The organism is Acidocella aquatica, assembly GCF_030160635.1.
GTDB classification, from domain to species: Bacteria; Pseudomonadota; Alphaproteobacteria; order Acetobacterales; family Acetobacteraceae; genus Acidocella; species Acidocella aquatica.
This window is the reverse complement of sequence record NZ_BSOS01000073.1, coordinates 27,495-51,197: the sequence shown is the minus strand read 5'-3', so window position 1 is coordinate 51,197 and position 23,703 is coordinate 27,495. Positions and strand designations below refer to the sequence as shown.

19 protein-coding genes and 1 tRNA gene are annotated in these 23,703 nt (G+C 65.1%); 11 read left to right on the top strand and 9 right to left on the bottom strand.

Annotated elements, in window-relative coordinates; all coding sequences use genetic code 11:
• Nucleotide 1 precedes the first annotated feature (1 nt).
• Together QQJ84_RS13120 and rpe are read right to left on the bottom strand one after the other, a co-directional pair.
• Nucleotides 2-1,594: a heparinase II/III family protein gene (locus QQJ84_RS13120; RefSeq protein ID WP_284258711.1), complete on the bottom strand. Its 1,593-nt coding sequence runs from the start codon at nucleotides 1,592-1,594 to the stop codon at nucleotides 2-4.
• The gene (gene rpe, locus QQJ84_RS13115) at nucleotides 1,591-2,295 is read right to left on the bottom strand and encodes a ribulose-phosphate 3-epimerase (protein ID WP_284258710.1); all 705 of its coding nucleotides are present in this window, start codon (nucleotides 2,293-2,295) and stop codon (nucleotides 1,591-1,593) included. The genes QQJ84_RS13120 and rpe overlap by 4 nt, the downstream gene beginning before the upstream one ends.
• Before the next feature lie 158 nt (nucleotides 2,296-2,453).
• Here rpe and QQJ84_RS13110 point away from each other — a divergent pair, with 158 nt between their 5' ends.
• A complete protein-coding gene (locus tag QQJ84_RS13110; protein ID WP_284258708.1) occupies nucleotides 2,454-3,149 on the top strand; it encodes a hypothetical protein in 696 nt (231 codons plus the stop codon).
• Between the two features lie 80 nt (nucleotides 3,150-3,229).
• Entirely contained in the window at nucleotides 3,230-3,787 is a 558-nt protein-coding gene (locus QQJ84_RS13105) for a class I SAM-dependent methyltransferase (protein WP_284258707.1), read from the top strand.
• Nucleotides 3,788-3,797: 10 nt separating this feature from the next.
• Here the strand turns inward: QQJ84_RS13105 and QQJ84_RS13100 are convergent, their stop codons facing one another.
• From QQJ84_RS13100 to QQJ84_RS13080, 5 genes are all read right to left on the bottom strand, one after another.
• Nucleotides 3,798-4,562: an AsmA family protein gene (locus QQJ84_RS13100; protein ID WP_284258706.1), complete on the bottom strand. Its 765-nt coding sequence runs from the start codon at nucleotides 4,560-4,562 to the stop codon at nucleotides 3,798-3,800.
• A 140-nt stretch (nucleotides 4,563-4,702) separates the two neighbouring features.
• Entirely contained in the window at nucleotides 4,703-5,803 is a 1,101-nt protein-coding gene (locus QQJ84_RS13095) for an NAD(P)H-dependent flavin oxidoreductase (protein ID WP_284258704.1), read from the bottom strand.
• A gap of 130 nt (nucleotides 5,804-5,933) precedes the next feature.
• Nucleotides 5,934-7,139: an MFS transporter gene (locus QQJ84_RS13090; RefSeq protein WP_284258703.1), complete on the bottom strand. Its 1,206-nt coding sequence runs from the start codon at nucleotides 7,137-7,139 to the stop codon at nucleotides 5,934-5,936.
• A gap of 8 nt (nucleotides 7,140-7,147) precedes the next feature.
• Nucleotides 7,148-8,470 (bottom strand): RsmB/NOP family class I SAM-dependent RNA methyltransferase, encoded by a 1,323-nt coding sequence (locus tag QQJ84_RS13085; protein WP_284258702.1) that lies wholly within the window; start codon nucleotides 8,468-8,470, stop codon nucleotides 7,148-7,150.
• Nucleotides 8,471-8,600: 130 nt separating this feature from the next.
• Nucleotides 8,601-8,676: transfer RNA gene (locus QQJ84_RS13080), tRNA-Ala, on the bottom strand.
• 158 nt (nucleotides 8,677-8,834) lie between these two features.
• Here QQJ84_RS13080 and QQJ84_RS13075 point away from each other — a divergent pair.
• Genes QQJ84_RS13075 through QQJ84_RS13065 form a run of 3 tightly spaced genes read left to right on the top strand, consistent with a single transcriptional unit; the run spans nucleotide 8,835 to nucleotide 11,950 of the window.
• Nucleotides 8,835-9,143: a YggT family protein gene (locus tag QQJ84_RS13075; protein WP_284258701.1), complete on the top strand. Its 309-nt coding sequence runs from the start codon at nucleotides 8,835-8,837 to the stop codon at nucleotides 9,141-9,143.
• A 25-nt stretch (nucleotides 9,144-9,168) separates the two neighbouring features.
• Nucleotides 9,169-11,766, top strand: coding sequence for an MMPL family transporter (locus QQJ84_RS13070; protein ID WP_284258700.1), 2,598 nt, complete (start codon nucleotides 9,169-9,171; stop codon nucleotides 11,764-11,766).
• Nucleotides 11,744-11,950 (top strand): ribbon-helix-helix domain-containing protein, encoded by a 207-nt coding sequence (locus QQJ84_RS13065; RefSeq protein ID WP_284258699.1) that lies wholly within the window; start codon nucleotides 11,744-11,746, stop codon nucleotides 11,948-11,950. The genes QQJ84_RS13070 and QQJ84_RS13065 overlap by 23 nt, the downstream gene beginning before the upstream one ends.
• Here the strand turns inward: QQJ84_RS13065 and pheT are convergent.
• Both pheT and pheS read right to left on the bottom strand, forming a co-directional pair.
• A complete protein-coding gene (pheT, locus tag QQJ84_RS13060; RefSeq protein WP_284258697.1) occupies nucleotides 11,947-14,400 on the bottom strand; it encodes a phenylalanine--tRNA ligase subunit beta in 2,454 nt (817 codons plus the stop codon). The two genes, QQJ84_RS13065 and pheT, sit on opposite strands and share 4 nt — an antisense overlap.
• 3 nt (nucleotides 14,401-14,403) lie before the next feature.
• On the bottom strand, nucleotides 14,404-15,483 hold the full coding sequence (pheS, locus tag QQJ84_RS13055) for a phenylalanine--tRNA ligase subunit alpha (RefSeq protein WP_284258696.1): 1,080 nt from the start codon (nucleotides 15,481-15,483) through the stop codon (nucleotides 14,404-14,406).
• A gap of 282 nt (nucleotides 15,484-15,765) precedes the next feature.
• On the opposite strand from pheS, the gene QQJ84_RS13050 reads away from it, so the two are divergent.
• From QQJ84_RS13050 to pnp, 6 genes are all read left to right on the top strand, one after another.
• The gene (locus QQJ84_RS13050; protein ID WP_284258695.1) at nucleotides 15,766-16,263 is read left to right on the top strand and encodes an OmpA family protein; all 498 of its coding nucleotides are present in this window, start codon (nucleotides 15,766-15,768) and stop codon (nucleotides 16,261-16,263) included.
• 164 nt (nucleotides 16,264-16,427) lie between these two features.
• On the top strand, nucleotides 16,428-17,318 hold the full coding sequence (locus QQJ84_RS13045; protein WP_284258694.1) for a tetratricopeptide repeat protein: 891 nt from the start codon (nucleotides 16,428-16,430) through the stop codon (nucleotides 17,316-17,318).
• Nucleotides 17,309-18,502, top strand: a complete 1,194-nt coding sequence (tilS, locus tag QQJ84_RS13040) for a tRNA lysidine(34) synthetase TilS (RefSeq protein ID WP_284258692.1) — start codon at nucleotides 17,309-17,311, stop codon at nucleotides 18,500-18,502. Before QQJ84_RS13045 ends, tilS begins: the two co-directional genes overlap by 10 nt.
• Nucleotides 18,503-18,609: 107 nt before the next feature.
• Nucleotides 18,610-20,526, top strand: a complete 1,917-nt coding sequence (gene ftsH, locus QQJ84_RS13035; protein ID WP_284258689.1) for an ATP-dependent zinc metalloprotease FtsH — start codon at nucleotides 18,610-18,612, stop codon at nucleotides 20,524-20,526.
• 97 nt (nucleotides 20,527-20,623) lie between these two features.
• The gene (gene gpt, locus QQJ84_RS13030) at nucleotides 20,624-21,097 is read left to right on the top strand and encodes a xanthine phosphoribosyltransferase (RefSeq protein ID WP_284258688.1); all 474 of its coding nucleotides are present in this window, start codon (nucleotides 20,624-20,626) and stop codon (nucleotides 21,095-21,097) included.
• A gap of 363 nt (nucleotides 21,098-21,460) precedes the next feature.
• Nucleotides 21,461-23,587: a polyribonucleotide nucleotidyltransferase gene (gene pnp, locus QQJ84_RS13025; protein ID WP_284258687.1), complete on the top strand. Its 2,127-nt coding sequence runs from the start codon at nucleotides 21,461-21,463 to the stop codon at nucleotides 23,585-23,587.
• Nucleotides 23,588-23,703: the final 116 nt, after the last annotated feature.

Genomic DNA, 23,703 nt, shown 5'->3' with positions numbered 1-23,703 from the left:
CTTAAACCTTCGTAATGGACCATTTTATATGCTGCGGCCCGTCCTGGTGCCCGGCGAGCACCACCTGTTCGGCACGGCGAGGCTCGGCCTGGCCGAAATAGACGCTTTCCTCGACGCTGATCGGCGCGCCCTCCGCCCGCAGCCGGAAGCCAAGCCCGCCCGGCGTGCGCAGCAGCACGGCCTCGTTATCCTGCTGGACCATCGCGGTGACATTGGGGTGCAGGTGGAAGCGGATGGTGAAGGGTTGCGGCTGTTCGGCCTCGATGAGGTCTTCGCCCAGCAGCTCTTCGCCGCTGTCGGCCAGGCCGATGCGGCGGTGGTGGATGGCGCCGAAAAGCTTGGCCCAGCCGTTATGGCTGGCCTCGATCCATTGTCCGCCGGCGATGTCCTGGCGTTCGGCGTGTACCTCGGTGGGTTTGCGGCCGAGGCCCTGTTCGCGCACTTCGGCGGAGGAGACATCGGCGATGCTCAGCGTGGAGTGCGCCGCCGTGCTGCGCAGCGCGGTTCCCCATTCCGCGGCGCTGGCCGGGGCCGCGCCGCAATTGGTGATCAGGCGTTCCTTGCCCCAGGAAAATTCGAACCCCAGCGTGCCGGCATGGGCGAAACGGTCAAACCCGGCGGGGGCGGGCAGCCCGGCGTCCATCAGGAGCAGGGCCTTGGCGGCGCTCATGCGATACAGGCCGCTGGATTTGAGCGGCGCGATGATGCCGCGCGCGCGCCCGGCCTGGGCCAGCACAAGGTCTATCAGGCTTGGCACTTCTTCCTTGCTGCCATTGAACAGCGCCAGCCCGCCATCGCCATGGCGCAGCGCGCGCAGGGCGGCGGCGGCTTTCTCGATCGCGCCCAGCAGTTCCGCCGGGGGCTCGCCGCCGCGCGCCTGCAGCAGCGCGCGAAATTCGGTCAGGTCCTGCAAAGCGGCGAGATGCGCCGCCGGGCTGCGCTCGATATGGCAGCCGTCGGCGAAAAACTGGCCCTCAAGTGCTGGGGTGAGGAACCGGAGCACGCGCGGCAGGTTGCCGACATGTTCGGGCATGGCGACGGCGGCGGCGGCGAGGCCCTTCAGCGCGGTGAGCGCCCGGCCGTCGCGGACTTCGACCGGCAGAATGGCCGAGAGGCTGCGCGCGTCCATCACCAGCCGGCTCATCAGGCGCTGGCGGAAGTCGTCATCGGCGGAGGCCGCGAAAAAATCGTAATGGCCGAGCCAGGCGGCAAGGCGCGCGCCGGTGACATCCGGGGTCAGCCCGATGGGCTCCAGCGCCTCGGTATCCATGAATTCGGAGACCAGGGTGCGCGCGCGGGTGCGCGCGGCATCGGTGCCCAGGGCCCGCAGGTCGCGCAGCCAGGTGAAGCCGTGCAGATGCGCGCGCAGAATGGCGGTGGCGCTGGTGGGCCGGAACACGCCTGGGGGCATGGGCAGCACCGCGCCGCCGAATTCCAGCTCCGCCTTGACCAGCCGCGCGCCGCGGCCGGGCTCGCCGGGCCAGGGGTCGCGCAGGCTCAGGGCCGGGGCGTCGGGCGCGTTGCGGCTGCGCAGGTTTTGCAGGCGCGCCAGGAGGGAGCGCGCGTTGCGGCCGAGTTGCCCAGGCTGATTCATCCGCCGCTGACCGTGAGTTCAGGTAGTTGCCGTGGCCGCGCGGCGCGCAAGGCGCTGATCGCCTGGGCGTAATCCGGCGCGCCGAACACCGCGGTTCCGGCGATCAGGCAATCGGCCCCGGCCTCCAGCACCTTGGGCGCGGTGGCGGGGGTGATGCCGCCGTCGATCTGTAGGATGATGTCGCGGCCGGTATCGTCGATCATCTGGCGCAATGTGGCGATTTTGCTCAGCTGGGAGGCGATGAACGCCTGCCCGCCGAAGCCGGGGTTCACGGTCATCACCATGATGATGTCGATCAGATCCATGACATGGGCAATCGCATCAACCGGGGTGGCCGGGTTGAGCACCACGCCGGCCTTTTTGCCCAGGGAGCGGATGAGTTGCAGCGTGCGGTGCAGATGCGGGCCGGATTCCGGGTGGACGCTGATATTGTCAGCACCCGCCTCGGCGAAGGCGGCGATATAGGGGTCAACCGGGGCGATCATCAGATGCACGTCCATCGGCATGGCGGTGTGTTTGCGCAGGGCTTTGACCACCAGCGGGCCAAAGGTGATGTTGGGCACGAAATGCCCGTCCATGATGTCGAGATGCAGCCAGTCCGCCCCGGCGGCTTCAACGGCTCTGGTTTCCTCGCCCAGACGGGCGAAATCAGCGGCGAGCAGGCTGGGGGCGATGATGAGTCGATTCGGAGTGGTGTTCATGGGGTGGACTTGTACCTAAGCCGGGGCATTCTTAACAAGCACCCACATGCCGCGCGCCATGACGGTATTTTTAATTGACCGCCTGGCGCCTTTCTGGCGGGATGTTTGTAACGCTGTTATAGGCGTGTTGGCGCAGTATGCCGGGGAGATTAAAAAGCATGAACAAAACGGCCGAGCGTTTGTGCGCCTATAGCGGGGTGGTGTTTTCCGCATTGCTCGGCGTGGGGCTGCTGGGTGTCACCACCTTGTGGCAGCCGCCCGCGCCGGGGCTGGGGGCAGGCCAGATCGCGCGGCTTTTTCAGCAGAATACATTGCAGATACGCCTGGGCGTCGCGGTGTTGGCGGCGGGCTCGGCGTTTTACTGGCCTTTTGCCGCCGCGATCACCACGCAGATGCGGCGCATCGAGGGTAAGGCGCATTCGCTGGCCGAAACGCAGATGGCAACGGCGACCGGCACGGTGATAGCTGTTCTGCTCGCATGTTTTCTCTGGTTCGCGGCGGCGTACCGGCCGGGGGTCATGCCGCCGGCCATTGTGCAGAGCCTGAATGATCTGGGCTGGCTTTGTTTCGTCGGGCTGTATCCGCCGGCGGTGCTGCAATGCGTTGTCATTGGCGTATGTATTTTATCGCAGCAGCCGGAGACGATGATTTATCCGCGCTGGCTTGGCTTTGTGAATTTCTGGGCCGCCATTATTTTTCTACCTGGCGCCGCCGTGCCGTTTTTTCAGAGCGGCCCGTTTGCCTGGAATGGGCTGGTGAGCTTCTGGCTGGTCGCGGGCGTTTTTTTCGGCTGGATCATTCTGATGTCATTTGCCACCGCCGCCGCGATTAAGCGTATGAATTTTGAAGGTTGATTGAAAGGCCGGAGGTCATGACATCGTTTTACGACAGGCATGTTTTGCCGCACCTGATCAGATGCGGCTGCGGCTGTGAAATGTTGACGGAGAAACGCGCGGCGTTGATCCCCGGCGCCAGCGGGCGCGTGCTGGAGCTTGGCATCGGCGGCGGGTTGAACCTGAAATTCTACAATCCGGCGCAGGTGAGCGCGGTGACCGGCATCGACCCATCGCCGGAGTTGCGGGCCTATGCGCGCAAGGCGCCAAGGCCCGAGGGGCTGGCGGTGGAGATACTGGATGCGAGCGCTGATGCCATGCCCTTCGCCGATGCGAGTTTTGACACTGTGGTGACGACTTTCACCCTTTGTACGGTGCCTGATGCCCCGCGCGCGCTGGCCGAGGCAAGGCGCGTGCTGCGCCCTGGCGGGCAGTTGCTGTTTTGCGAGCACGGCAGATCCCCCGATGCCGGTGTTGCCCTCTGGCAGCGGCGGGTGGAGCCGCTGTGGAAACGCGTTTTCGGCGGCTGTCATCTGACCCGGCCGGTGGCGGGGAATATCGCGGCGCAGTTCAGCATCGAACGGCTGGAAAGCGGCTACATGCCCAAAACACCGCGCCTGGCCGGCTGGGTGGAGTGGGGCCGCGCGGTGGCGGTGTAGCCGCAACATCTCAGGGGCCGAGAAGCCCTTTCAGCGTTCCTCCCACATTGCCGGGCAGCGCGCCTCCGGCCGCCGCCTTCACCTGCTGGGTCAGTGCCGCGGCACCTGTCTTCGCCGCCTGGCTGGTAACGGCGTTGATGATCTGGCTGGCAATCTGCGCCGGGGTGGCGCCGCCGCTGGCCCGGCCGATATTGGTGAGATGAATCGGGGGCAGCGGCACCGTGACCTTTTTGCCGTGCAATACCGTGGTGGCGATGAGGTTGACCTCGCCCCCGGTGACGTAGAGATCGTTGATGATCTCCTTGCGCGCGGGCGTGCCCCCTTGCGGCGGCGCGGCGGCCACGCGCCCGGCGTAGTTTTTCACATTGTTCTGGATGATGAGCAGATTGCTGCTGGTGCTGACCCCGGTGAGGCTGACGCCGCCGATGACCTCGTAATTCATCTGCGGCTGGGCGATGTTGATGGTCCTGACCACGATCGGCCCGTTGCCGGGCAGGGAGCTGGTATCCAGCTGCACCATGATCGCGCCCACGCCCAGCGCCTGGGGCGAGGTAAACCCCGGGGGGTTGCCGATGCTGAGGCCGGAGATGGTTCCCGCCCCCGAGCCGAGCGAGAGTTTCACGCCGCCGACGGTCACGGAGGTCTGGGTTGCGGCCGAACCATATTTCTCGATGGCGGCTTTAATGAGGGAATCGAGGTTTGAGACCAGATACCACACCGCTCCGGCGATGATTGCGAGCAGAATGATCAGGCCGATGCCAATTTTTTTCCACATTGCCGTGTTTCTCCTGGACCAACGATAACTGGCACACCCCGGAGGAGGGTCTTATTCGCCCCTTCGGGCTGATAGATAGCAAATCTGGTCAAGTTTTGGAATTTTTTTCGGCCTGGTTCTGCCCCTGGCAACCCCGCGGCTTATCCCCCAAGCCGCGCGATGGCGCCGGCCCATAGCGCGCGCGCCACAGTGGCGGCGCAATCCGTGGCGGCCATTGCGGCGGATTGCCCGGCCCAGGCCTGCATCCGTGTGATGTCACCGCCTTTGGCGGCCTTCTCGCGCATCGCCTGCGTCAGCCCGCGCTGCACGGGGTAGGGCGCGGGGGCTGGCGCGCCGGGGGCCGATGCGGCGCGCGCATAGGCATTGGCGAGGCTGCGGCCGGGGCGGCCGGAAAACGCCCTGGTCACGATGGTATCCTCCGGTTTCGCCTGCCCCAGCGCATCGGCCCAGGCGGGCGGGAGTTTCGCTTCGGGGCAGCGCAGAAACCCGGTGCCGATCTGCACGGCGCAAGCGCCCAAAATCAACGCGGCGGCCACGCCGCGCGCGTCGGCGATGCCGCCGGAGGCGATGACCGGGCGCTTCACCGCGTCGCAAACGGCGGGCAGCAGCGAAAACAGGCCAACCATGGCCGATTCCGCCGTTTGCGCATCAAACGCGCCCCGGTGGCCGCCCGCCTCCATGCCCTGCACGACGATGGCATCGGCCCCCGCCGCCTCGGCAAGCAGCGCCTCGGCAACGGTGGTTACGTTGGCAAACCATTTTATCCCAAGCGCCTTCATGCGTTCGACAAATTCAGGCGGATAGAGGCCCATGATCGAGGAAATGACAGCGGGGCGCGCCTCCAGCATCGCCTCGCACTGCGCGGCGAAATCAGGCGGGCGGGTCTCGCCGGCATCGGGCGCCACTTGCGGGCCCCATTGGTTGAGGAAGTCGCGCACCGCGTCTTCGGCGGCGGCATCGCGCGGCGGTGGCGGGCCGGGGATCCAAAGGTTGAGCTGGAAGCCGCCGTTGCTGCCAGCCCGCACCGCGGCGGCCCAGGTTTTAATGGCTTCAGGCTGCATCAGCAGCGCGCCGCAGGCGCCAAGGCCCCCGGCATTGGCGACGGCGATGGACAATGACGCGGGGCAGGCACCCGCCATCGGGGCCAGCAGGACCGGGATGGCGAGGTTGTTCTGTTCACAAAACAGTCTGGCGCGCGCCAGAGGAGCGCCAGGGCCGGTTGCTTCAGGGTTTTGAGTCATGTTTTGGCCCTTTCGACCGGAAAACCGCCCCCGCACGAGCGGGGGATAAATGGGCTGCGTTTTTGCCTAGAGCGTGATTGCCTCACGTCAATCACGCTCTAGCGTATGTTTTACGATCAACTTCATTGGTTTAACGCAACATACCGAGGCCGGGTATCCGCAGGCGTATCCCGATCAACCCCAGCAGCGCCAGCAGCGTGAAGAGCGCGCCCGCGAGGAAGGTTGCCTGTGGGCCGAGCAGCTGCCAAAGCGCGCCGGCCATTACGCTCGCGGCCAGCAGCGCCAGCCCGGAGGCAAGGTTGAACACGCCATAGGCGGTGCCGCGCAGGTCCGGCGCCGCGGTGTCGGCGACCAGAGTGTCAAGCAGGCCCTCGGTGAAACCCAGGTGCAACCCCCATAAAACGATGCCAAGCCCCACGCCGCCGAGGCCGCCCGTGAATGCCAGAACAAGATCCGCCGCGATGAGCATGGCAAAGCCGAAGATCAGCAGGGTGAGGCGGTTGACGCGGTCGGAGAGAATACCCACCGGCAGCGCCGCCAGCGCCGAGACGATGTTCATCACAACCAGCACCAGGGGGATCAGCACCAGGGGCAGGCCCTCGGCCTTCGCCCGCAGGATGAGAAACGCGGTGCTGAACTGCGCCAGGGTGAACACCGTGGCGGCGCTGACCACCAGCCAGTAGTTTTGCTGGAGGCGGGCAAGCTCGGAGGGGTTGAGGGGGAATCTGGGTTTGCGCAATGGGGCCGCGTGCGGCGGTTCGCGCACCACGAACATGATGAGGCCGAAGGAGAGAAACGCCGGGATCACCGCCACCCAGAACACCGCCCGGAAATGGTTGGACATCAGCCACATGAAGAAAATCGCCAGCAACGGCCCGGCGAAGGAGCCTGTCAGGTCAAGCGACTTGCGCAACCCGAATGCCGCGCCGCGGATATGCGCGGGCGCCAGATCGGCCAGGAGCGCATCGCGCGGCGCGCCGCGAATGCCTTTGCCAACGCGGTCAATGAAACGGGCGGCCACCACCCAGCCCAATGACGAGGCAAGGGGAAATAACGGCTTGGTCAGGGCCGCGAGACCATAGCCGGTTGCCACGATCAGCTTGCGCTTGCCCAGCCAGTCAGAGAGCGCGCCGGAGAATATTTTGACGATGGAGGCGGTGGCCTCGGCGATGCCCTCGATGGTGCCAAGCATCTCCATTGAGGCGCCCATGACGGTGACGAGATACACGGGCAGCAGCGCGTGGATCATCTCCGATGAGATGTCCATGAGCAGCGAGACAAAGCCGAGGGCCCAAATGCCGGAGGGAATGGTTTTTTTTGCGGCAGGCTCCTCCATGTGAGGTATTACCCGCCCGCGCCTGAGAACTCCGGCCCCAGCTCTCCCAGCATGCAGGGCGGGGAGCTGCATTCCACGATGTCATCGTCCTGCGTGCTGCTGCTGGTGGCATGGACCAGCCGGGCGATGAAAAACCCATCCAGCCCGCCGTGTTGCGGCCACATGCCCGGATGCGTGCGCACATCACCCTGCGGGGTCACCGCCTCGGGCAGTTCGGGCAGGCTTAAGGGGGCGCGGCGCAGGCCGAGGCGGGCGCAGGCGGCGTCGATTCGCGCCGCACCTTCCTCGGGCTGCAATGAGCATACGGCATAGATGAGCCGCCCGCCGGGGGCGAGCATTTGGGCTGCCGCGTCCAGCAATGCATCCTGCGCCTGGGTGAGGGATTGGATGTCGCGCGGCTTGCGCAGGTGCAACAGGTCCGGGTGGCGGCGGATGGTGCCGGTGGCGCTGCAGGGCGCGTCCAGCAATATGGCCGTGAATTTTTGCGCCGGGCGCCAGGTGGTGGCGTCGGCCAGCACGCAGTCCACGTTGAGGCCGAGGCGTGAGAGGTTGCCCTTGAGCGTGCCCATGCGGGCCTGGTCTCGCTCCACGGCCGTCACCAGCGCGCCGGCTGCGGCCAGTTGCGCGGTTTTGCCGCCGGGGGCTGCGCAGAGGTCAAGCACCCGCTCGCCCGGCTGGGGGGCGAGCAGTTTGGCGGGGAGTGCCGCCGCGGCGTCCTGTATCCATATATCGCCGGTGGAAAAACCGGGCAGCTCGGGCACGCTGGTGCCGGCGGGGAAGCGCACCGAGCCGGTGGGCAGGAGTTCGCCGCCCGCAAGCGTAAAGCCGGGCTTGGCCGAAACATCCAAAGGCGCCTCGGCCGCGTGCGCGGCGGCAATGGCCCGCGCGTTTTTACCCCAGCTGGCCCAGGCCCAGGCGGGGGTGTCGAGGCGGGGCATGTCCAGCCCATCCAGTGCCGCTGGTCCGGCGGCGGCGACCTTGCGCAGCACCGCGTTCACCAGCCCGGCGAAGGGCGCCAGTTTTTTGGCCCGCGCCAGATCAACCGCGGTGCCTACCGCCGCGTGCGCGGGGGCGCCGAGCAGCAGGAAAGCGGCAGCGCCGAGCCAGAGGATATGACGCACCGGCTGCGGCGGCTGGCGGAGCAGAAAGGGTTCCAGCACCGCGTCCAGCGTGCCGGCGTGGCGCAGCACGCAGGCGGCCAGACGGTGGGCGGCGGCGCGGTCGCGCGAGTCCAGCGGGGGCAGGGCATCCAGCGCCGCGTCGAGCGAGGTGTTTTTGGTCAGCACCGCCTGCAAAAGGGCAAAGGCCGATTCTCTGGTGGGATCGTTCATGAAGTTCGTGCCTCCCGATGATGAAGCGCGGCAGCGCGTAGTCTGAATCGGGCGGCTAGGAAAATTCGTGCCTCCCGATGATGAAGCGCGGCAGCGCGTAGTCTGAATCGGGCGGCTAAGGTTGGGTTCATGGTGGAGCTGTGGGGAATCGAACCCCAGACCTCGTCATTGCGAACGACGCGCTCTACCAACTGAGCTACAGCCCCGTGACCATAAATGTGAACCGGGTCCATCCGGGGGCGGCATCGCGCATTCGCGGGCGCAAGTCAACTGCCGTTAACCTTACGACGGCGAATGCCGTTAACATTGCCACGGCGTCTGCGCGCCGTTACTCATGCGCGTATGTAATCACTGGGGACCAAAAATGTTGTTCGCGATCTTCTGGCTAGCCGGCGAGCTGATCCATCTGATGGTTCTGGCCATCATCGCGGCTGCGGTAATGAGTATCCTGCTGTCTTTTGGGGTGGTTAATCACCGCAGCCAATTCGTCAACACGGTTGCCGATTTCCTCGACCGCGTCACCAACCCGGTGCTCAACCCCATCCGGCGCCATATACCGGCTTTCGGTAACGTCGATATTTCCCCGGTGATCGCCATTTTGCTGCTGCAGGCGCTGCAATTCGTGCTCTCGGATATCTACGGCCGTCTGGTCATGGCCGGGCTGGGGTTCTAGGCGGTCGATTCGGAAGGAGTAAGCCGTGCGCCCGATTGTCACCATTGTGAGCGCCGCGCGGCGGCGTGCCTGGCTTACCATCATTGCTTCGGTAATGCTGGCCGGGGCCGGTCTGGCTTATGCCGCGCAGCATCTGCGCATCGACACCGACACCGACAATCTGTTTGCCCGCTCGCTGCCCTGGCGGCAGGCGGATATCCGCGAGAGCCAGAATTTTCCGCAGTTTGACCGGCTGATCGTCGCCGTGGTGCGCGCCGCCACGCCGGAGGAGGCGAAGGAGACCGCCGCCGCGCTGAATGCCGCCCTGGCGGCGGACAAAACGAATTTCAACGACTCCAGCTATCCGGCGGGGGATGATTTCTACAGCCGCGAGGGGTTGTTACTGCTGCCGCCGGACCAATTGGCCAAGCTGCTGACCAGCATCGTCGCGGCACAGCCTTTTCTCGGCCAGCTGGCGGCCGACCCCTCGGCGCGCGGGTTGCTGAACGGGCTGGCGCTGATCGCCCAGGGTGTGCAGGCGGGGGCGAACCTGACCCCCTATGATGGCGCGCTCAAGAGTGTGCAGCGTAATTTGCAGGCGGCGGCCGCGGGGAAGCCGGTGCCGCTCTCGTGGCAGTCGCTCATTGGCGGCAATATCGGCAATGGTGACGGCGAGTTCGTGCTGGCGCATCCGGTGCTGGATCAGGGCACGTTGCAACCGGGTGGGGTGGCCACGGCGGCGCTTATGCGCATCGCCGCGACCCTGCCGGATGTGCGCGCGGGCCGCGCCACCGTGGATTATACCGGGCAAATTCCGCTTTCGGATGAAGAATTCGCCTCGCTGACGCAGGGGCTGCTCACCGGCGGCATCATCAGCGTGTTGCTGATCGCGCTCTGGCTGTTTCTGGCGGTGCGTTCGTGGCGGCTGATCGTGCCGATATTGCTGACACTGGTGCTGGGGCTGGCGCTGACCATCAGCTTCGCGGCGGTTTTCATCGGCGTGCTGAATCTGATCTCGGTGGCGTTCGCGATATTGTTCATCGGCCTGGCGGTGGATTTCGCCATTCAGTTCTGCGTGCGGCTGCGTGATGTGAACCTTGTCTCAAGCGAACTCTCCGATGCGATTCCGCGCACCGCGCGCGAGGCCGGCGGGCAGATCGCGCTTGCCGCCGTGGCTACCTCCTGCGGGTTTTTTGCCTTTGCTCCCACCTCGTTCATCGGGGTCGCGGAGCTGGGCATCATCGCCGGGGCTGGGATGCTGATCGCCCTGCTCTGCACCATCACGTTTTTGCCGGCGCTGCTGCGGGTGTTTTCGCCGCGCACGAACAAGATGCAGCTCGGCCTGCCTTATGGCGAGCAGATGGACGGGTTTTTGCAAAAACGCCGCCGTGGCGTGCTGATGGTGTTCGCGGTGCTGGGGCTGGCGGGGGCCGGGGCTGCCGCGACCATCGGGTTTGATGCCAACCCGCTGAACACCAAGGACCCGAACACCGAGAGCATGCGCACGCTGAGCACGCTGCTCGCCAACCCGGCGACCAACCCGTTCTATGCCGATGCGCTGACGCCCAACCTCGCCGCCGCGCGGGCGCTGGGGGCCAAACTCGCCGCGCTGCCGCAGGTCGCTGGCGTCATTTCGGGCGCAACCTTCGTGCCCGAGGACCAGGACCAGAAACTGGCCATGCTGGCACAGGCGCGCAATATTCTGGCGCCGACGCTGCTGGCCGCCGCCACGCCGCCGGCCACGCCGGTTGGCGCGGCGGACATTCGCGCCGCCTTGGTGAAAACGCAGCAGGCGATTGCGGGTGTGGCGCCGCAACTGCCGAAGGATTCGCCGCTGCTGGCCCTGGCCGCCACGATGGTGAAGCTGGAGGGCTGTAGCGATGCGCAGCTGATGGCGATGAACGCGGCGCTCACGCGCTTTTTGCCGGGGGAACTCGCGCAGCTGACTGCCAGCCTGAACGCGGCGCCGATTACGGTTCAGAGCCTGCCGAAATCGGTGGCGGCCGATTGGTTTCTGCCCAACGGGCAGGTGCGGGTTGAGGCGCTGCCCGATGGTGCGGCGCAAACGACCGCCGGGCTGCGGCAGTTTACCAAGGCCGTGCTGGCGATCGCGCCCGATGCCGGTGGCCCGGCGATTTCAACCATCGCCACCGCGCAGACGATCCTGAATTCGTTCCGCGAGGCGGCATTGCTGGCCTTCCTCGCCATCATGGTCATATTGCTGCTGGTGTTCCGTAATCTTCGCGGCCCGCTGCTGGTGCTGGCGACGCTGGGGATGTCCATTCTGCTGACGGCGCTGTTTGCCAAGATTATCGGCCTGTCGATCAACTATGCCAACATCATCGCGCTGCCGCTGCTGCTTGGCGTCGGCGTGTCGTTCAATGTGTATTTCGTGATGAATTTCCGCATGGGCATGCGCAAATTCCTCTCCTCGGCGACGGCCCATGCCGTGTTGTTCTCTGCCCTGACGACCGGGACCGCCTTTGGCACATTGGCCGCCTCGCATGACCGCGGCACGGCGAGCATGGGGGTTTTACTGCTCATCAGCCTGTTGGCGGTGTTGATCGCGACTTCGTTTTTTCTGCCGGCGCTGCTGTATACTGTGGTAAATGCCCTGGAAAATGCTCGAAAAAAGAAGTCTTAGCCTCTCAGGCCACCGCACCAGCATTGCGCTGGAGCCAGAATTCTGGGCGGCGCTGACGGCGCTTGCGGCGGGGGAAAACCTGACACTGGCGGCATTGGTGACGCGCATTGACGCGGCGCGCACGCCCGAGCGGCCGCTGGCCTCGGCGCTGCGGGTGTATGCGTTGCTGCGGGGAACGCTCTAACCCCGCAGCACCCCGCCGGTTTTTTTGCCGACCTCGGCGACGATTTTCGCTGAAATCGCGTCCAGCTCGGCCTCGGAGAAACTCTTCTCCACCGGCTGGATGGTCACCGCGATAGCCAGCGAGACCTGGCCCTCCGGCACGCCCTTGCCCTGGTAGCGGTCAAACAGCGCCACATGGGTGATGAGGTTGCGCTCAGCCCCCTTGGCGGCGCGCAGCAGCGTCTCGGCCGGGGTTTCGGTGCTGACCAAAAAGGCGAAGTCGCGGCGGATGGGTTGGAAGGCGGGCAGCACCGGGGCGGCTTTTTTGCGGCGCTTGGGCTCGGCGATGGCGTCGAGGAAAATCTCGAACGCGATTGCGCCCAGTGGCAGGTCGAGCCTGGCGCATAAGGCCGGGTGCAGCGTGCCGAAGGCGGCGAGGATGGTTTTAGGCCCCTGGCGCAGCGTGCCGCACTGGCCGGGGTGGTAGAAGCTGGCGCCGCCGGGGGTGGTGGTCACCCCCTCCATCGGCACGCCGAGCGCGCTCAGCACCGCGATGGCGTCGGCCTTGGCGTCCAGCGCATCGAATTTGCGCGCGGGCGCGAGGGCGGAGAGCGGGGTCTCGCCCACGCGCAGGCCGGCGGCCACCAGCGCCTGGGAGGTGTCGGCGGCATAGGCCGGGCCGATCTCGAACAGGCCGAGGTCGCCAAAGCCGCGCGCCACGTTGCGTGCGGCGGCCAGGGAGAGGGTGGCGAGCGCGGTCGGGCGCATCTGGTCGAGGTCGGCGGCGATGGGGTTGGCGAGGCGCAGGCTCTCGGGCGCGCCGCCGAACAGCGCGGCGGTCTCATGGTCGAGGAAGCTGAAGGTCACTGCCTCCAGCAGGCCGCGCGATGCCAGCACGCGGCGCGCCAAAGCGGTGCGGGCCTGTTTTGGGGTATAGATCGGCGCCTGGATGAGCCCTTCAACCGGCAGCGAGACCGGGGTGATGGCGTCCATGCCCTTCAGGCGCAGCACTTCCTCGATGAGATCCACCTCCGGCTCGATCTCGGCGGCGCCGATGGCGGCCTGCGCCGCGCCGGGGACATCCGCCTGGTCTAGCGCGGGGGGCTGCGCCACATCGTTGCGCCAGCTTGGCACGGCGAGGGTGACGCTCGCCGCATCGCGCGCGCGCACGCCAAAGCCGAGGCGTTCCAGCGAGGCGACGGCTTCATCGGGGCCGATGTCCGAGCCGCCGAAGCTGCTGATGCGCTCGAAGCGCAGTTTTGCCGTGCGCGACCAGTCCGGCCGGGCGCCGCCTTCGGAAATTTCACTGGCCTCGCCGCCGCAGAGTTCGATTATCATGGCGGTCGCGGCGTCCAGCGCCTGGGGCAGAAGCTGAGAGTCGATCCCGCGCTCAAAGCGCTGCCGCGCGTCGGAGAAGATGCCGGTGCGCTGGCCGGTTTGGGCGATTTTCACGCGGTCAAACAAGGCGCATTCGATGAACACGCTGGTGGTGGCCTCATCGCAGCCGGTGGCCTCGCCGCCGACGATGCCCGCCAGCGATTGCACGCCCGCCGCATCGGCGATGATGCAATCCTCCGCACCGGCCTTCACCTCCTTGCCGTGCAGGCCGGTGAAGCTTTCGCCATTGCCGCGGCGCAGCTCCAGGAAGCCGCCCGCGACCTTATCAGCGTCAAACACATGCAGCGGGCGGCCGAGGTCGTGCGTGAAGAAATTGGTGATGTCGGCCAGCGTGTTGATCGGGCGCAGGCCGACCGATTCCAGGCGCTGCTTCAACCAGTCAGGGCTTTCGCCGTTTTTCACATGGCGCACGGTGCGGCCCAGCACCCAGGGGCAGGCCTCGGGGAAGGCGTTGCGCCACACAACGGCGCTGGCGCCGGACCCGGCGATGGGCGCGGGCGCAAAGGGCTTGAGCACGCCAAGCCCGGCGGCGGCGAGGTCGCGCGCCACGCCGCGCACGCTCAGCGCGTCGCCACGGTTGGGGGTGACGGCGATTTCGATCACCGGCTCATCCAGCCCGGCCCATTTAGCGTAGCCGGCGCCGACCGGCGCATCGGCCGGCAGCTCGATGATGCCTTCGCCGTCGCCCTCCAGCCCCAGCTCGCTGAAGCTGGTGAGCATGCCTTCAGATTTTACCCCGCGGATTTCACCGATTTTCAGCGTGATGCCCGAGCCAGGCACGAAAGCGCCCGGCGGGGCGAACACCACGCGCAGCCCGGTGCGCGCGTTCGGCGCGCCACAGACCACGGAGCGCTCCACGCCATCGCCCACATCCACGCGGCAGGCGCGCAGGCGGTCGGCGTTGGGGTGGGGCAGGGCCTCAATCACCTGCGCGATGACGAAAGGCGCCAGCGTGGCGGCGCGGTTTTCAACACCCTCCACCTCCAGGCCGATGGCCGAGAGGGTGGTGAGGATGTCCTCCAGCGCGGCGTCGGTTTCGAGCCAGGTCTTCAACCATGACAGCGTGAATTTCATGGCTCAGATTCCTTCATGCAGCATGGCGGGGCTCAGCGCGGCAAAACCGTAATGGCGCAGCCAGCGCACATCGCTTTCATAGAACAGGCGCAGATCGGCGATGCCGTGTTTGAGCATGGTCAGTCGCTCAATGCCGACACCGAAGGCGAAGCCCTGAAATTCACGAGGGTCGATGCCGCAATTGGCCAGCACGTTGGGGTGGACCATGCCTGAGCCGCCGATCTCCAGCCAGTCGGTGCCGCCGCCGATCTCGCCGGTTTTGCGGTTCCAGCCGATGTCCACCTCCATGGAAGGCTCGGTGAAGGGGAAATAGCTGGCGCGCAGGCGCACCGGCAGGGAGGGGATATCAAAAAAGGCGCGCAGGAAGTCGATCAGGCAGCCTTTCAGGTGGCCAAGCGTGATGCCGCGCCCGATGACCAGACCCTCGGTCTGGTGGAACATCGGCGAATGGGTGGCGTCATGATCGGCGCGGAAGGTGCGGCCGGGCACGATGATGCGAATCGGTTGTGCGTCAGCCTGGGTGGAATGGCTCTTCGCCCAATCGAGCATGGTGCGAATTTGCACGGGGGAGGTATGCGTGCGCAGCACCTCGCCGCCTTGCAGGTAGAACGTATCCATCATCGCGCGGGCGGGGTGGTGGGCGGCGATGTTGAGCGCGCTGAAATTATTCCAGTCGTTTTCGATGTCCGGGCCATCCTTGATGGCAAAACCCATGGCGCTGAAGATCGCGGCGATCTCCTCGGTGGTGCGGCTGATCGGGTGAATGGCGCCGGTGAGTTCCGGGCGGACTGGGGCCGTTACGTCAATACGTTCCGCCGCGAGGCGAGCCTCCAGCGCCGCTGCGTCCAGCACCGCGCGGCGTGCCGCCAGCGCCTGGGTGAGCGCGGTTTTTACAATGTTCAGCTCTGCGCCTCGGGCTTTGCGGGCCTCGGGGTCCATCGCGCCGAGCGCTTTCAGCGCGGCGGTGAGGGTGCCGCTCTTGCCGAGGAGTGCGACGCGCAACTCCTCCAGGGCATCGCTGTCAGCCACGGCGATGCGTGATTCAGCCTGGGTCTGTAATAAGCTAAGGTCGTTTTCCGGCATTTGGTCCACCTGATCCATCCGGCCGCAGGGCAGACATTTTTGCCGCCCAAAAGTCAAGCGCCGGAGCGCGCTGGCGCCCGCTTGGTGTCACAAATTCTCCACATGGCTAAAATAAACTATCTCTACCTGTGTAATCGGGCCACAGGCGCACAAAATGCATAACTATAGTGCTTGACCCTTCACCGCATGGCAGAGTATGGCCCCTTGGGATGCGTAATCATAGGGATTCCGCAACCAAGTATTTTTAGCTCACTAATCACGGACAGGGATCGGTTTTTTAATATGAAATTCAAAGCATTGGGCGCTTTCGCCGGCCTTGCCCTGCTGGCAGCCTGCTCTTCCAACCCCACCGCCTCCAACACCGGCACTGGCGCTGGCATGGCCTCCACGGGCGCCGTTCCGGGCAGCGAACAGGACCTGGTCGCCAACGTTGGTGACCGCGTGTTCTACGCGTTCGACAAGTCGAACCTGAGCAGCGATTCCGACGCCACACTGGGCCGCCAGGCCGCTTGGCTCGCCAAGTACCCGAGCGTCAACGTTCTGGTCGCCGGTAACGCCGACGAGCGCGGCACCGAGACCTACAACTTGGCGCTGGCTCAGCGCCGCGCGAACACCGCGCGTGACTACCTGGTTGCCCAGGGCGTTGCCGCTTCGCGCCTGACCACGATTTCCTATGGCAAGGATTGCCCGGTTGCCGCTGGCAATGACGAAGCTTCCTACCAGCAGAACCGTAACGCCATCACGTCGGTTCAGGGTTTCAACCCGCAGAACTGCAAGTAATTTTAGGTTCCTCCCAACTCCGGTTGGGGCGGTCTGAAAATTAGCATCCGGCGGTGTCTCTTTGTTGAGGCGCCGCCGGTTTTGTTTTTGGGCGGTTTTGTTTTTTGAGGCGGTAGGGCTATATCGGACCAGATAAACGCCACAGTTCAGGATTATCCGCGGATATGCGCCAAAATCTCCTCGCCCTCGCTGTATTTGCTTCCATGTTGCCGATCGGCGCCGCGCAGGGCCAGCCGCTGGTGCAAAGCCAGGAAGGCATTGCCCTGGAAAACCAGATTTTGCAGCTTCAGAGCCAGGTGCAGCAGCTCCAATCGGGCGGCGGCGGCAATGGCGGTTCTGCTCTGGGCAACTCCTCCGCCCCGGTGCCGCCACCGGCTTCCGGCACCGGCGCGCCAGGCGGTGGAATTGTCGCCAGCCTGCTTAACCAGGTGAATGACCTGCAAACACAGGTGCAGCAGCTCAGCGGCAGGGTGGATACGCTGCAAAATCAGGTCGATACGCAGCATGCCGCGACCGAGAAAGAAATTGGCGACCTGAAGTTCCAGATGACCAACGGCGCCACCCCGGGTGCCACCCCGGGCACCCCGCAGGCCGCGCCAGGGCCGCAGACCAGCGCCCCCCCTGCGCCAGCCGCCCCGGCGCCACTACCACCGGCATCAGCGGTTTCCGGCTCGCCCGCGACTATGCTGCATGACGGCCTGGCCGCCTACGCCAGGCATGATTATGCAACGGCCGAGGCCGCGGCGAATGCCATTCTCTCGACCGCGAAGGGCAGCCCGCAGGCCTACCGGGCGCAATATCTGCTGGGGCAGTCCTTGTCCGCCGAGGGCAAGCCGCAGGCCGCCGCCATCGCCTATGATGATGCCTATAACCTCAACCGCACCGGGACATGGGCGCCGCAGTCACTATTCGGGCTTGCCAGTTCACTGGCGGATATCAAGCAGAACGAAGCCGCCTGCGACACGCTCTCCTCGCTCAACAGCCAGTTCCCGACACCGCCGGCGGGCATGAAGGATAAGATCGACGCGTTGAGCCACCGGGCGCATTGCTCGTAACAGCGGCGAACCTCGCCAGCACCGCGCTGGCGCAAAATTTTGCCGCCGCGATGGCCCGGCTGGGTCCGTTTGGCGCGGCGCCGCGTTTGGCCGCCGCGGTATCGGGCGGGGCGGATAGTACCGCGCTGGTGTTGCTGGCCTGCGATTGGGCGGCGCAAAACCGGGGAAGCATCCTGGCGCTGATTGTTGATCATGGCCTGCGCCCAGAGTCAGCCGCCGAGTCGGCGCTTACCGCCAGCCGGTTGGCGGCGCGGGGGATTGCAAGTAAAATCATTGTGTTGTCTGGAATTTCTGGCCCTGGAGTTCAGGAAAAAGCCCGTGACGCGCGGTATGCGGCGCTGGCTGGCGCCGCGCAGGCGGAGGGGCGGTTGCACCTGCTGCTGGGGCACCATGCAGCCGACCAGGCGGAAACCGTGGCCATGCGCGCGCGGCGCGGCCCGGGTGGGGCGGAGGGCATCGCCGCCTGGGCGGCGCGCGACAATGTTTTGCTCCTGCGCCCGTTGCTGAATGTATCCCCCGCCGCGTTGCGCGCCTACCTCATGGCGCGGGGCATGGAATGGATCGAAGACCCCTCCAACCGCAATCCTAAGTTTGAGCGTGTGCGTATCCGGCTGGAGGGGGCTGGCGTTCAACCCGCCAATGCCGGCGCCCGGCAGGAGCGCGAGCAGGAGGCCGCGCGGTTTCTCGCCCGCCATGCTGCGCTCCGGCCCGAGGGGTTCGCGCTATTGGATGCGCCCGGCGCCCCGCTGGCGGCGCTGGCGGCGCTGCTGCGCGTGGTCGGCGGCAATGTTTATCCGCCCGGCCAACAGGCCACCGCCGCCCTGGCCGCGAAGCTGCGCCCGGCAACATTGGGCGGGGTGCGTATTCTGGCGGCCGGAAGGCTTGGCCCCGGCTGGCTGCTGGCCCGCGAACCCGCCTGTGTGGCGCCGCCGGTTGCGGCGCGGCGCGGCGCGATATGGGACCGGCGGTTTACCCTGGAGGCCACGCCCCCGCCGGGGCAGAGTTTGGGCGCGCTGGGGGATGACTCTAAAAATTATAAAAATTACAATGCCTTGCCGTCAATTGTTGTGCGCACGATGCCGGCCTTGCGGGCGGTTGACGGCACGCTCAGCTTCCCCGCGCCGGTTTTGTTTACCCCGCCTGGGCCTGCCGCGCCGCATCCGTTCTTCAGCGCCGGGCAATAAATTTGTGCAATGCTACAAAATCGGTGCAGAATACCCATCTGAGATGGCGCTCTACCGCCGTGGCGGAGCGGCGTTGGCTTTTTAATAAGAGAATTGGATAAGGCTAGATGAACAATCTTGGTCGAAATATAGCGCTCTGGGTGGTCGTCGCTCTGTTTCTGGTCGTACTTTTTAACGTATTTCAGCCGTCCAGCACGTCGAGCAACCCGGTGAGCCAGCTCGCCTATTCCAGCTTCCTGGATCAGGTGAACAACAGCCAGGTGCAGGATGTTACCATCGCGGGGCATGATATCACCGGCACGACCAAGGATGGCAAGGCGTTTGAGACTTACGCGCCGGCCGACCCCTCGCTGCTCGACAAGCTGATCGCCGCCAATGTGCATGTGGACGCCAAGCCTGAAGGCGACACCATGAACCCGATTCTCAAGGTGCTGATCTCCTGGGCGCCGATGCTGCTGCTGATCGGGGTGTGGATCTTCTTCATGCGCCAGATGCAGTCCGGCGGGGGCCGCGCGATGGGCTTTGGAAAGTCGCGCGCCCGGTTGCTGACCGAGAAGCAGGGGCGGGTGACCTTTGAGGACGTGGCCGGGATTGATGAGGCGAAGAGCGAGTTGCAGGAAATTGTGGAGTTTCTGCGTGACCCGCAGAAATTTCAGCGGCTTGGGGGCAAAATCCCCAAGGGGTGCCTGCTTGTCGGCCCGCCGGGTACGGGCAAGACCTTGCTGGCGCGCGCTATCGCGGGTGAGGCCAATGTGCCGTTTTTCACCATCTCCGGGTCTGATTTCGTGGAGATGTTCGTGGGTGTGGGCGCCTCGCGGGTGCGTGACATGTTCGAGCAGGGCAAAAAGAACGCGCCGTGCATCATCTTCATTGACGAAATCGACGCTGTCGGCCGCCATCGTGGCGCGGGGCTTGGCGGCGGCAATGATGAGCGCGAGCAGACGCTGAACCAGATGCTGGTCGAGATGGACGGGTTTGAGTCCAACGAGGGTGTCATCCTTATCGCCGCCACCAACCGGCCGGACGTGTTGGACCCGGCACTGCTGCGCCCCGGCCGGTTTGACCGGCAGGTCGTGGTGCCCAACCCGGATGTGCTGGGCCGCGAGAAAATTCTCAAGGTGCATATGCGCAAGGTGCCTCTGGCCTCCGATGTGGACCCGAAGACGATTGCGCGCGGCACGCCCGGCTTCTCGGGCGCCGATCTCGCCAATCTGGTGAACGAGGCCGCTCTGCTGGCCGCGCGGATCGGCAAGCGGGTGGTTGCCATGGCGGAATTCGAGCACGCCAAAGACAAGGTGATGATGGGCGCGGAACGGCGTTCGCTCGTGATGTCCGACGATGAGAAGCGCATGACCGCCTATCATGAAGGCGGCCATGCGATTTGCTCGATCACCCTGCCGGAGTGCGACCCGGTGCATAAGGCCACCATCATTCCGCGTGGCCGCGCGCTTGGCATGGTGATGTCGCTGCCCGAAGGGGATCGCTACTCCACCAGCAAACTGAAACTGTTGCAGCAGCTCATCATGGCCATGGGCGGGCGCGCCGCCGAGGAGCTGGTGTTTGGGCCGGACAAGGTCTCCAACGGCGCCTCCGGCGACATTAAAATGGCGACGGACATGACCCGGCGGATGGTCACCGAATGGGGCATGTCCGAGAAGCTGGGCATGATCTCATACGGCGATAACGGGCAGGAGGTGTTTCTCGGCCACTCCGTGACGCAGAACAAGAACGTCTCGGAAGCCACCGCCCGCGAGATCGACACCGAGATCAAGGCGATCATCGACCATGCCTATGCCGAGGCGCGGCGTATTCTTACCGAGCGCCGGGCGGATCTGGAGTCGCTGGCGCAAGGGCTGCTGGAATACGAGACGCTTTCGGGCGACGAGATCGAGGCGGTGATCCGTGGTGAGAAAATTGTGCGCAAGGTGGTGGACGAGCCGATGCCCGACCAGCGCCGCTCCTCCGTGCCCACCGCGGCGCCGCCGCGGCCGGATGTGCCGGGGATACTCCCGGCGGCGGGCTGAAGTTTAACGCGGCACGGGTGGAAACGCCCGTGCCGTTGCCGCTTTTGCCGGACGGCGCGGGCTTGTTTATCCGCAAGCCCTTGTTTATCCGCAACGCATGGCAAAACATTATTTTACAGTTACCTGGGACCAGTTGCACCGCGACGCGAAGGCACTGGCATGGCGGTTGCACTCACTCGGGCCATGGAAGGGCATTGTCGCGATTACACGCGGCGGGCTGATCCCGGCGGCGATTATCGCGCGCGAGCTGGAATGCCGGTTGATCGAGACGGTCTCGGTTGTCACCTATGACGAGGAAAACCCCGGTGAGCCGGTGGTGACCAAGCCGCCCGCCGCCGCCGGAGACGGGGAAGGGTGGCTGATTGTGGATGATCTGGTGGATTCCGGCACAACGGCCAAACTGGTGCGCGGGCTGCTGCCCAAGGCGCATCTGGCCACGGTTTATGCCAAGGAGGCCGGCAAGCCGATGGCCGATACCTTCATCACCGAGGTCAGCCAGGATACATGGATACTCTTTCCGTGGGACACCGAGCCGCAGTTCGTCGCGCCCCTGGCGCGCCGGCCTGTATGACGCCCCTGGCGCGCCGGCCTGCATGACGGCTCTGGCGCGCAAGTCCTCCTAGCCTTGGGGGCAAAACTCCGGTAAGAGCAGCGCACACGCCATGGGGCGTGTTCGTGCGTGGGGCATTGGGCCCCGCTCATGTTGTTGAGACTAGCGGCAGAACGGGGTTTTAGGGAACCAACCGGATGATCCGCGCCGCCGCCGGTTTATTGCCCGCGGCGTTTCCGGCCACATGGTCCGTGGCTGTGATGCGTGTTTGCACCCTTCACAGCCAGACCCATGCCGCCCGAGGCGCCGCTTAACCACCGGTAGACCGCGCACTCATTCGGCGTTTCCTCCCCCCGGCTTGCCGTGTTTGTGGAGTTGTTGAAAATGTTTGATCGTTATTTCCGTAAAGAGATGGAATGGGGCGGCAAGACGCTGATCCTCGAGACCGGCAAGGTCGCGCGCCAGGCCGACGGCGCCGTGGTTGCCTCCTATGGTGACACTGTGGTGCTGGCCACCGTCGTTGGCGCGAAATCCCCCAAGCCGGGCCTGGATTTCTTCCCGCTGACCGTGAATTATCAGGAAAAATTCTTCGCCGCCGGGCGCATTCCGGGCGGTTTCTTCAAGCGTGAAGGCCGGCCGACCGAGAAGGAGACACTGGTTTCCCGCTTGATTGACCGTCCGATCCGCCCGCTGTTCCCGCAGGGTTACAAGAACGAAGTGCAGGTCATCGTGACCGTGCTGAGCCATGACCTTGAGAACGACCCGGACATTCTGGCGCTGGTGGCTGCTTCCGCCGCGCTGACCATCTCGGGCATTCCCTTCTTCGGCCCGGTCGGCGCCGCGCGTGTTGGCCTCATCAATGGCGAATATGTGCTCAACCCCACCACCTCCGAGAAGGAAGAGAGCAAGCTTGACCTGGTTCTGGCCGGTACGGTTGAGGGTGTGTTGATGGTGGAATCGGAAGCCTCCGAGCTTTCCGAGGACGTGATGCTTGGCGCTGTCACCTTCGGCCATGCCGCGTTCCAGCCGGTGATCCAGGCGATCATCGAACTGGCCGAGCATTCCGCGAAAGACCCGTGGCCGCTGCCGGAAGTCTCTGAGGAGACCAAGACCCTGGCCGCGCGCGTTGATGCGCTGGCCCGCCAGCCGCTGCGCGATGCCTATACCGAAACCGTGAAGCAGGTTCGCCAGGAAAAAATTTCCGCCGCCAAAAAAGCCGCCGCCGTGCTGCTGACCGAGGAAGGCCTGGATGCCGACAAGGCGAAGGGGCTGTTCAAGGAGCTGGAAGCCGACATCGTGCGCAACAACATCCTGGACACCGGCCTGCGCATCGATGGCCGCGACACCAAGACCGTGCGCCCGATTCTGGCGGAAGTGGGCGTGCTGCCGCGCACCCATGGCTCGGCGCTGTTCACCCGTGGCGAGACCCAGGCGCTGGTGGTGGCGACACTCGGCACCGCGCAGGATGAGCAGTTGATCGACGCCGTGGAAGGCGAGTTCAAAGAGCATTTCATGCTGCACTACAACTTCCCTCCGTACTCGGTTGGCGAGACCGGGCGCATGGGCTCGCCCGGCCGCCGCGAAATCGGCCATGGCAAGCTGGCCTGGCGCGCGGTGCATCCGCTGCTGCCGACCAAGGAGGCCTTCCCCTACACGTTGCGCATCGTCTCCGAGATCACCGAATCCAACGGCTCCTCCTCGATGGCAACCGTCTGCGGCACCTCGCTGGCGCTGATGGATGCCGGCGTGCCGCTGACGCGCCCGGTTGCGGGCATCGCCATGGGCCTGATCAAGGAAGATCGCGCGTTTGCCGTGTTGTCCGACATTCTGGGCGATGAGGATCACCTCGGCGACATGGACTTCAAGGTGGCCGGAACCGAAGCGGGTGTGACCTCGCTGCAGATGGACATCAAGATCACCTCCATCACGCCCGAGATCATGAAAATCGCGCTGGAGCAGGCCAAGGGCGGGCGTCTGCACATCCTGGGCGAAATGGCCAAGGCACTGACCTCTGGCCGCGAGGGCGTTTCCTCCAACGCGCCGAAGATCGTGACGATCCAGGTGCCCAAGGACAAGATCCGCGACATCATCGGCACCGGCGGCAAGGTGATCCGCGAGATCGTCGAGCAGACCGGCGCGAAAATCGACATCGACGATAGCGGCGCGGTTAAAGTCTCCGCTGCCGACGATACCAAAATCCAGGCGGCGATCGACAAGATCCGCGGCATCATCGCCGAACCGGAAATTGGCGTGATCTACAATGGCAAGGTTGTGAAGACCGCCGATTTCGGCGCCTTCGTGAACTTCCTCGGCGCGAAAGATGGCCTCGTGCACATCTCCGAACTGGCCGCGACCCGCGTTGCGAAAACCAACGACGTGGTCAAGCAGGGCGATAGCGTTAAAGTCAAAGTCATCGGTTTTGATGACCGCGGCAAGGTCAAGCTGTCGATGAAGCAGGTTGATCAGGCGACCGGGGAAGACATCTCCAAGCGCGAGACCGTTTCCGAGTAAAGCTTTTCGGTAAACTCTGAACATTGAAACGGCGCCCTTCACGGGGCGCCGTTTTTTATGCGGGCAGCGCGGTGGCGTGGGGCAGGTGGTATGGTATTATTGCAGAAATTTATTAC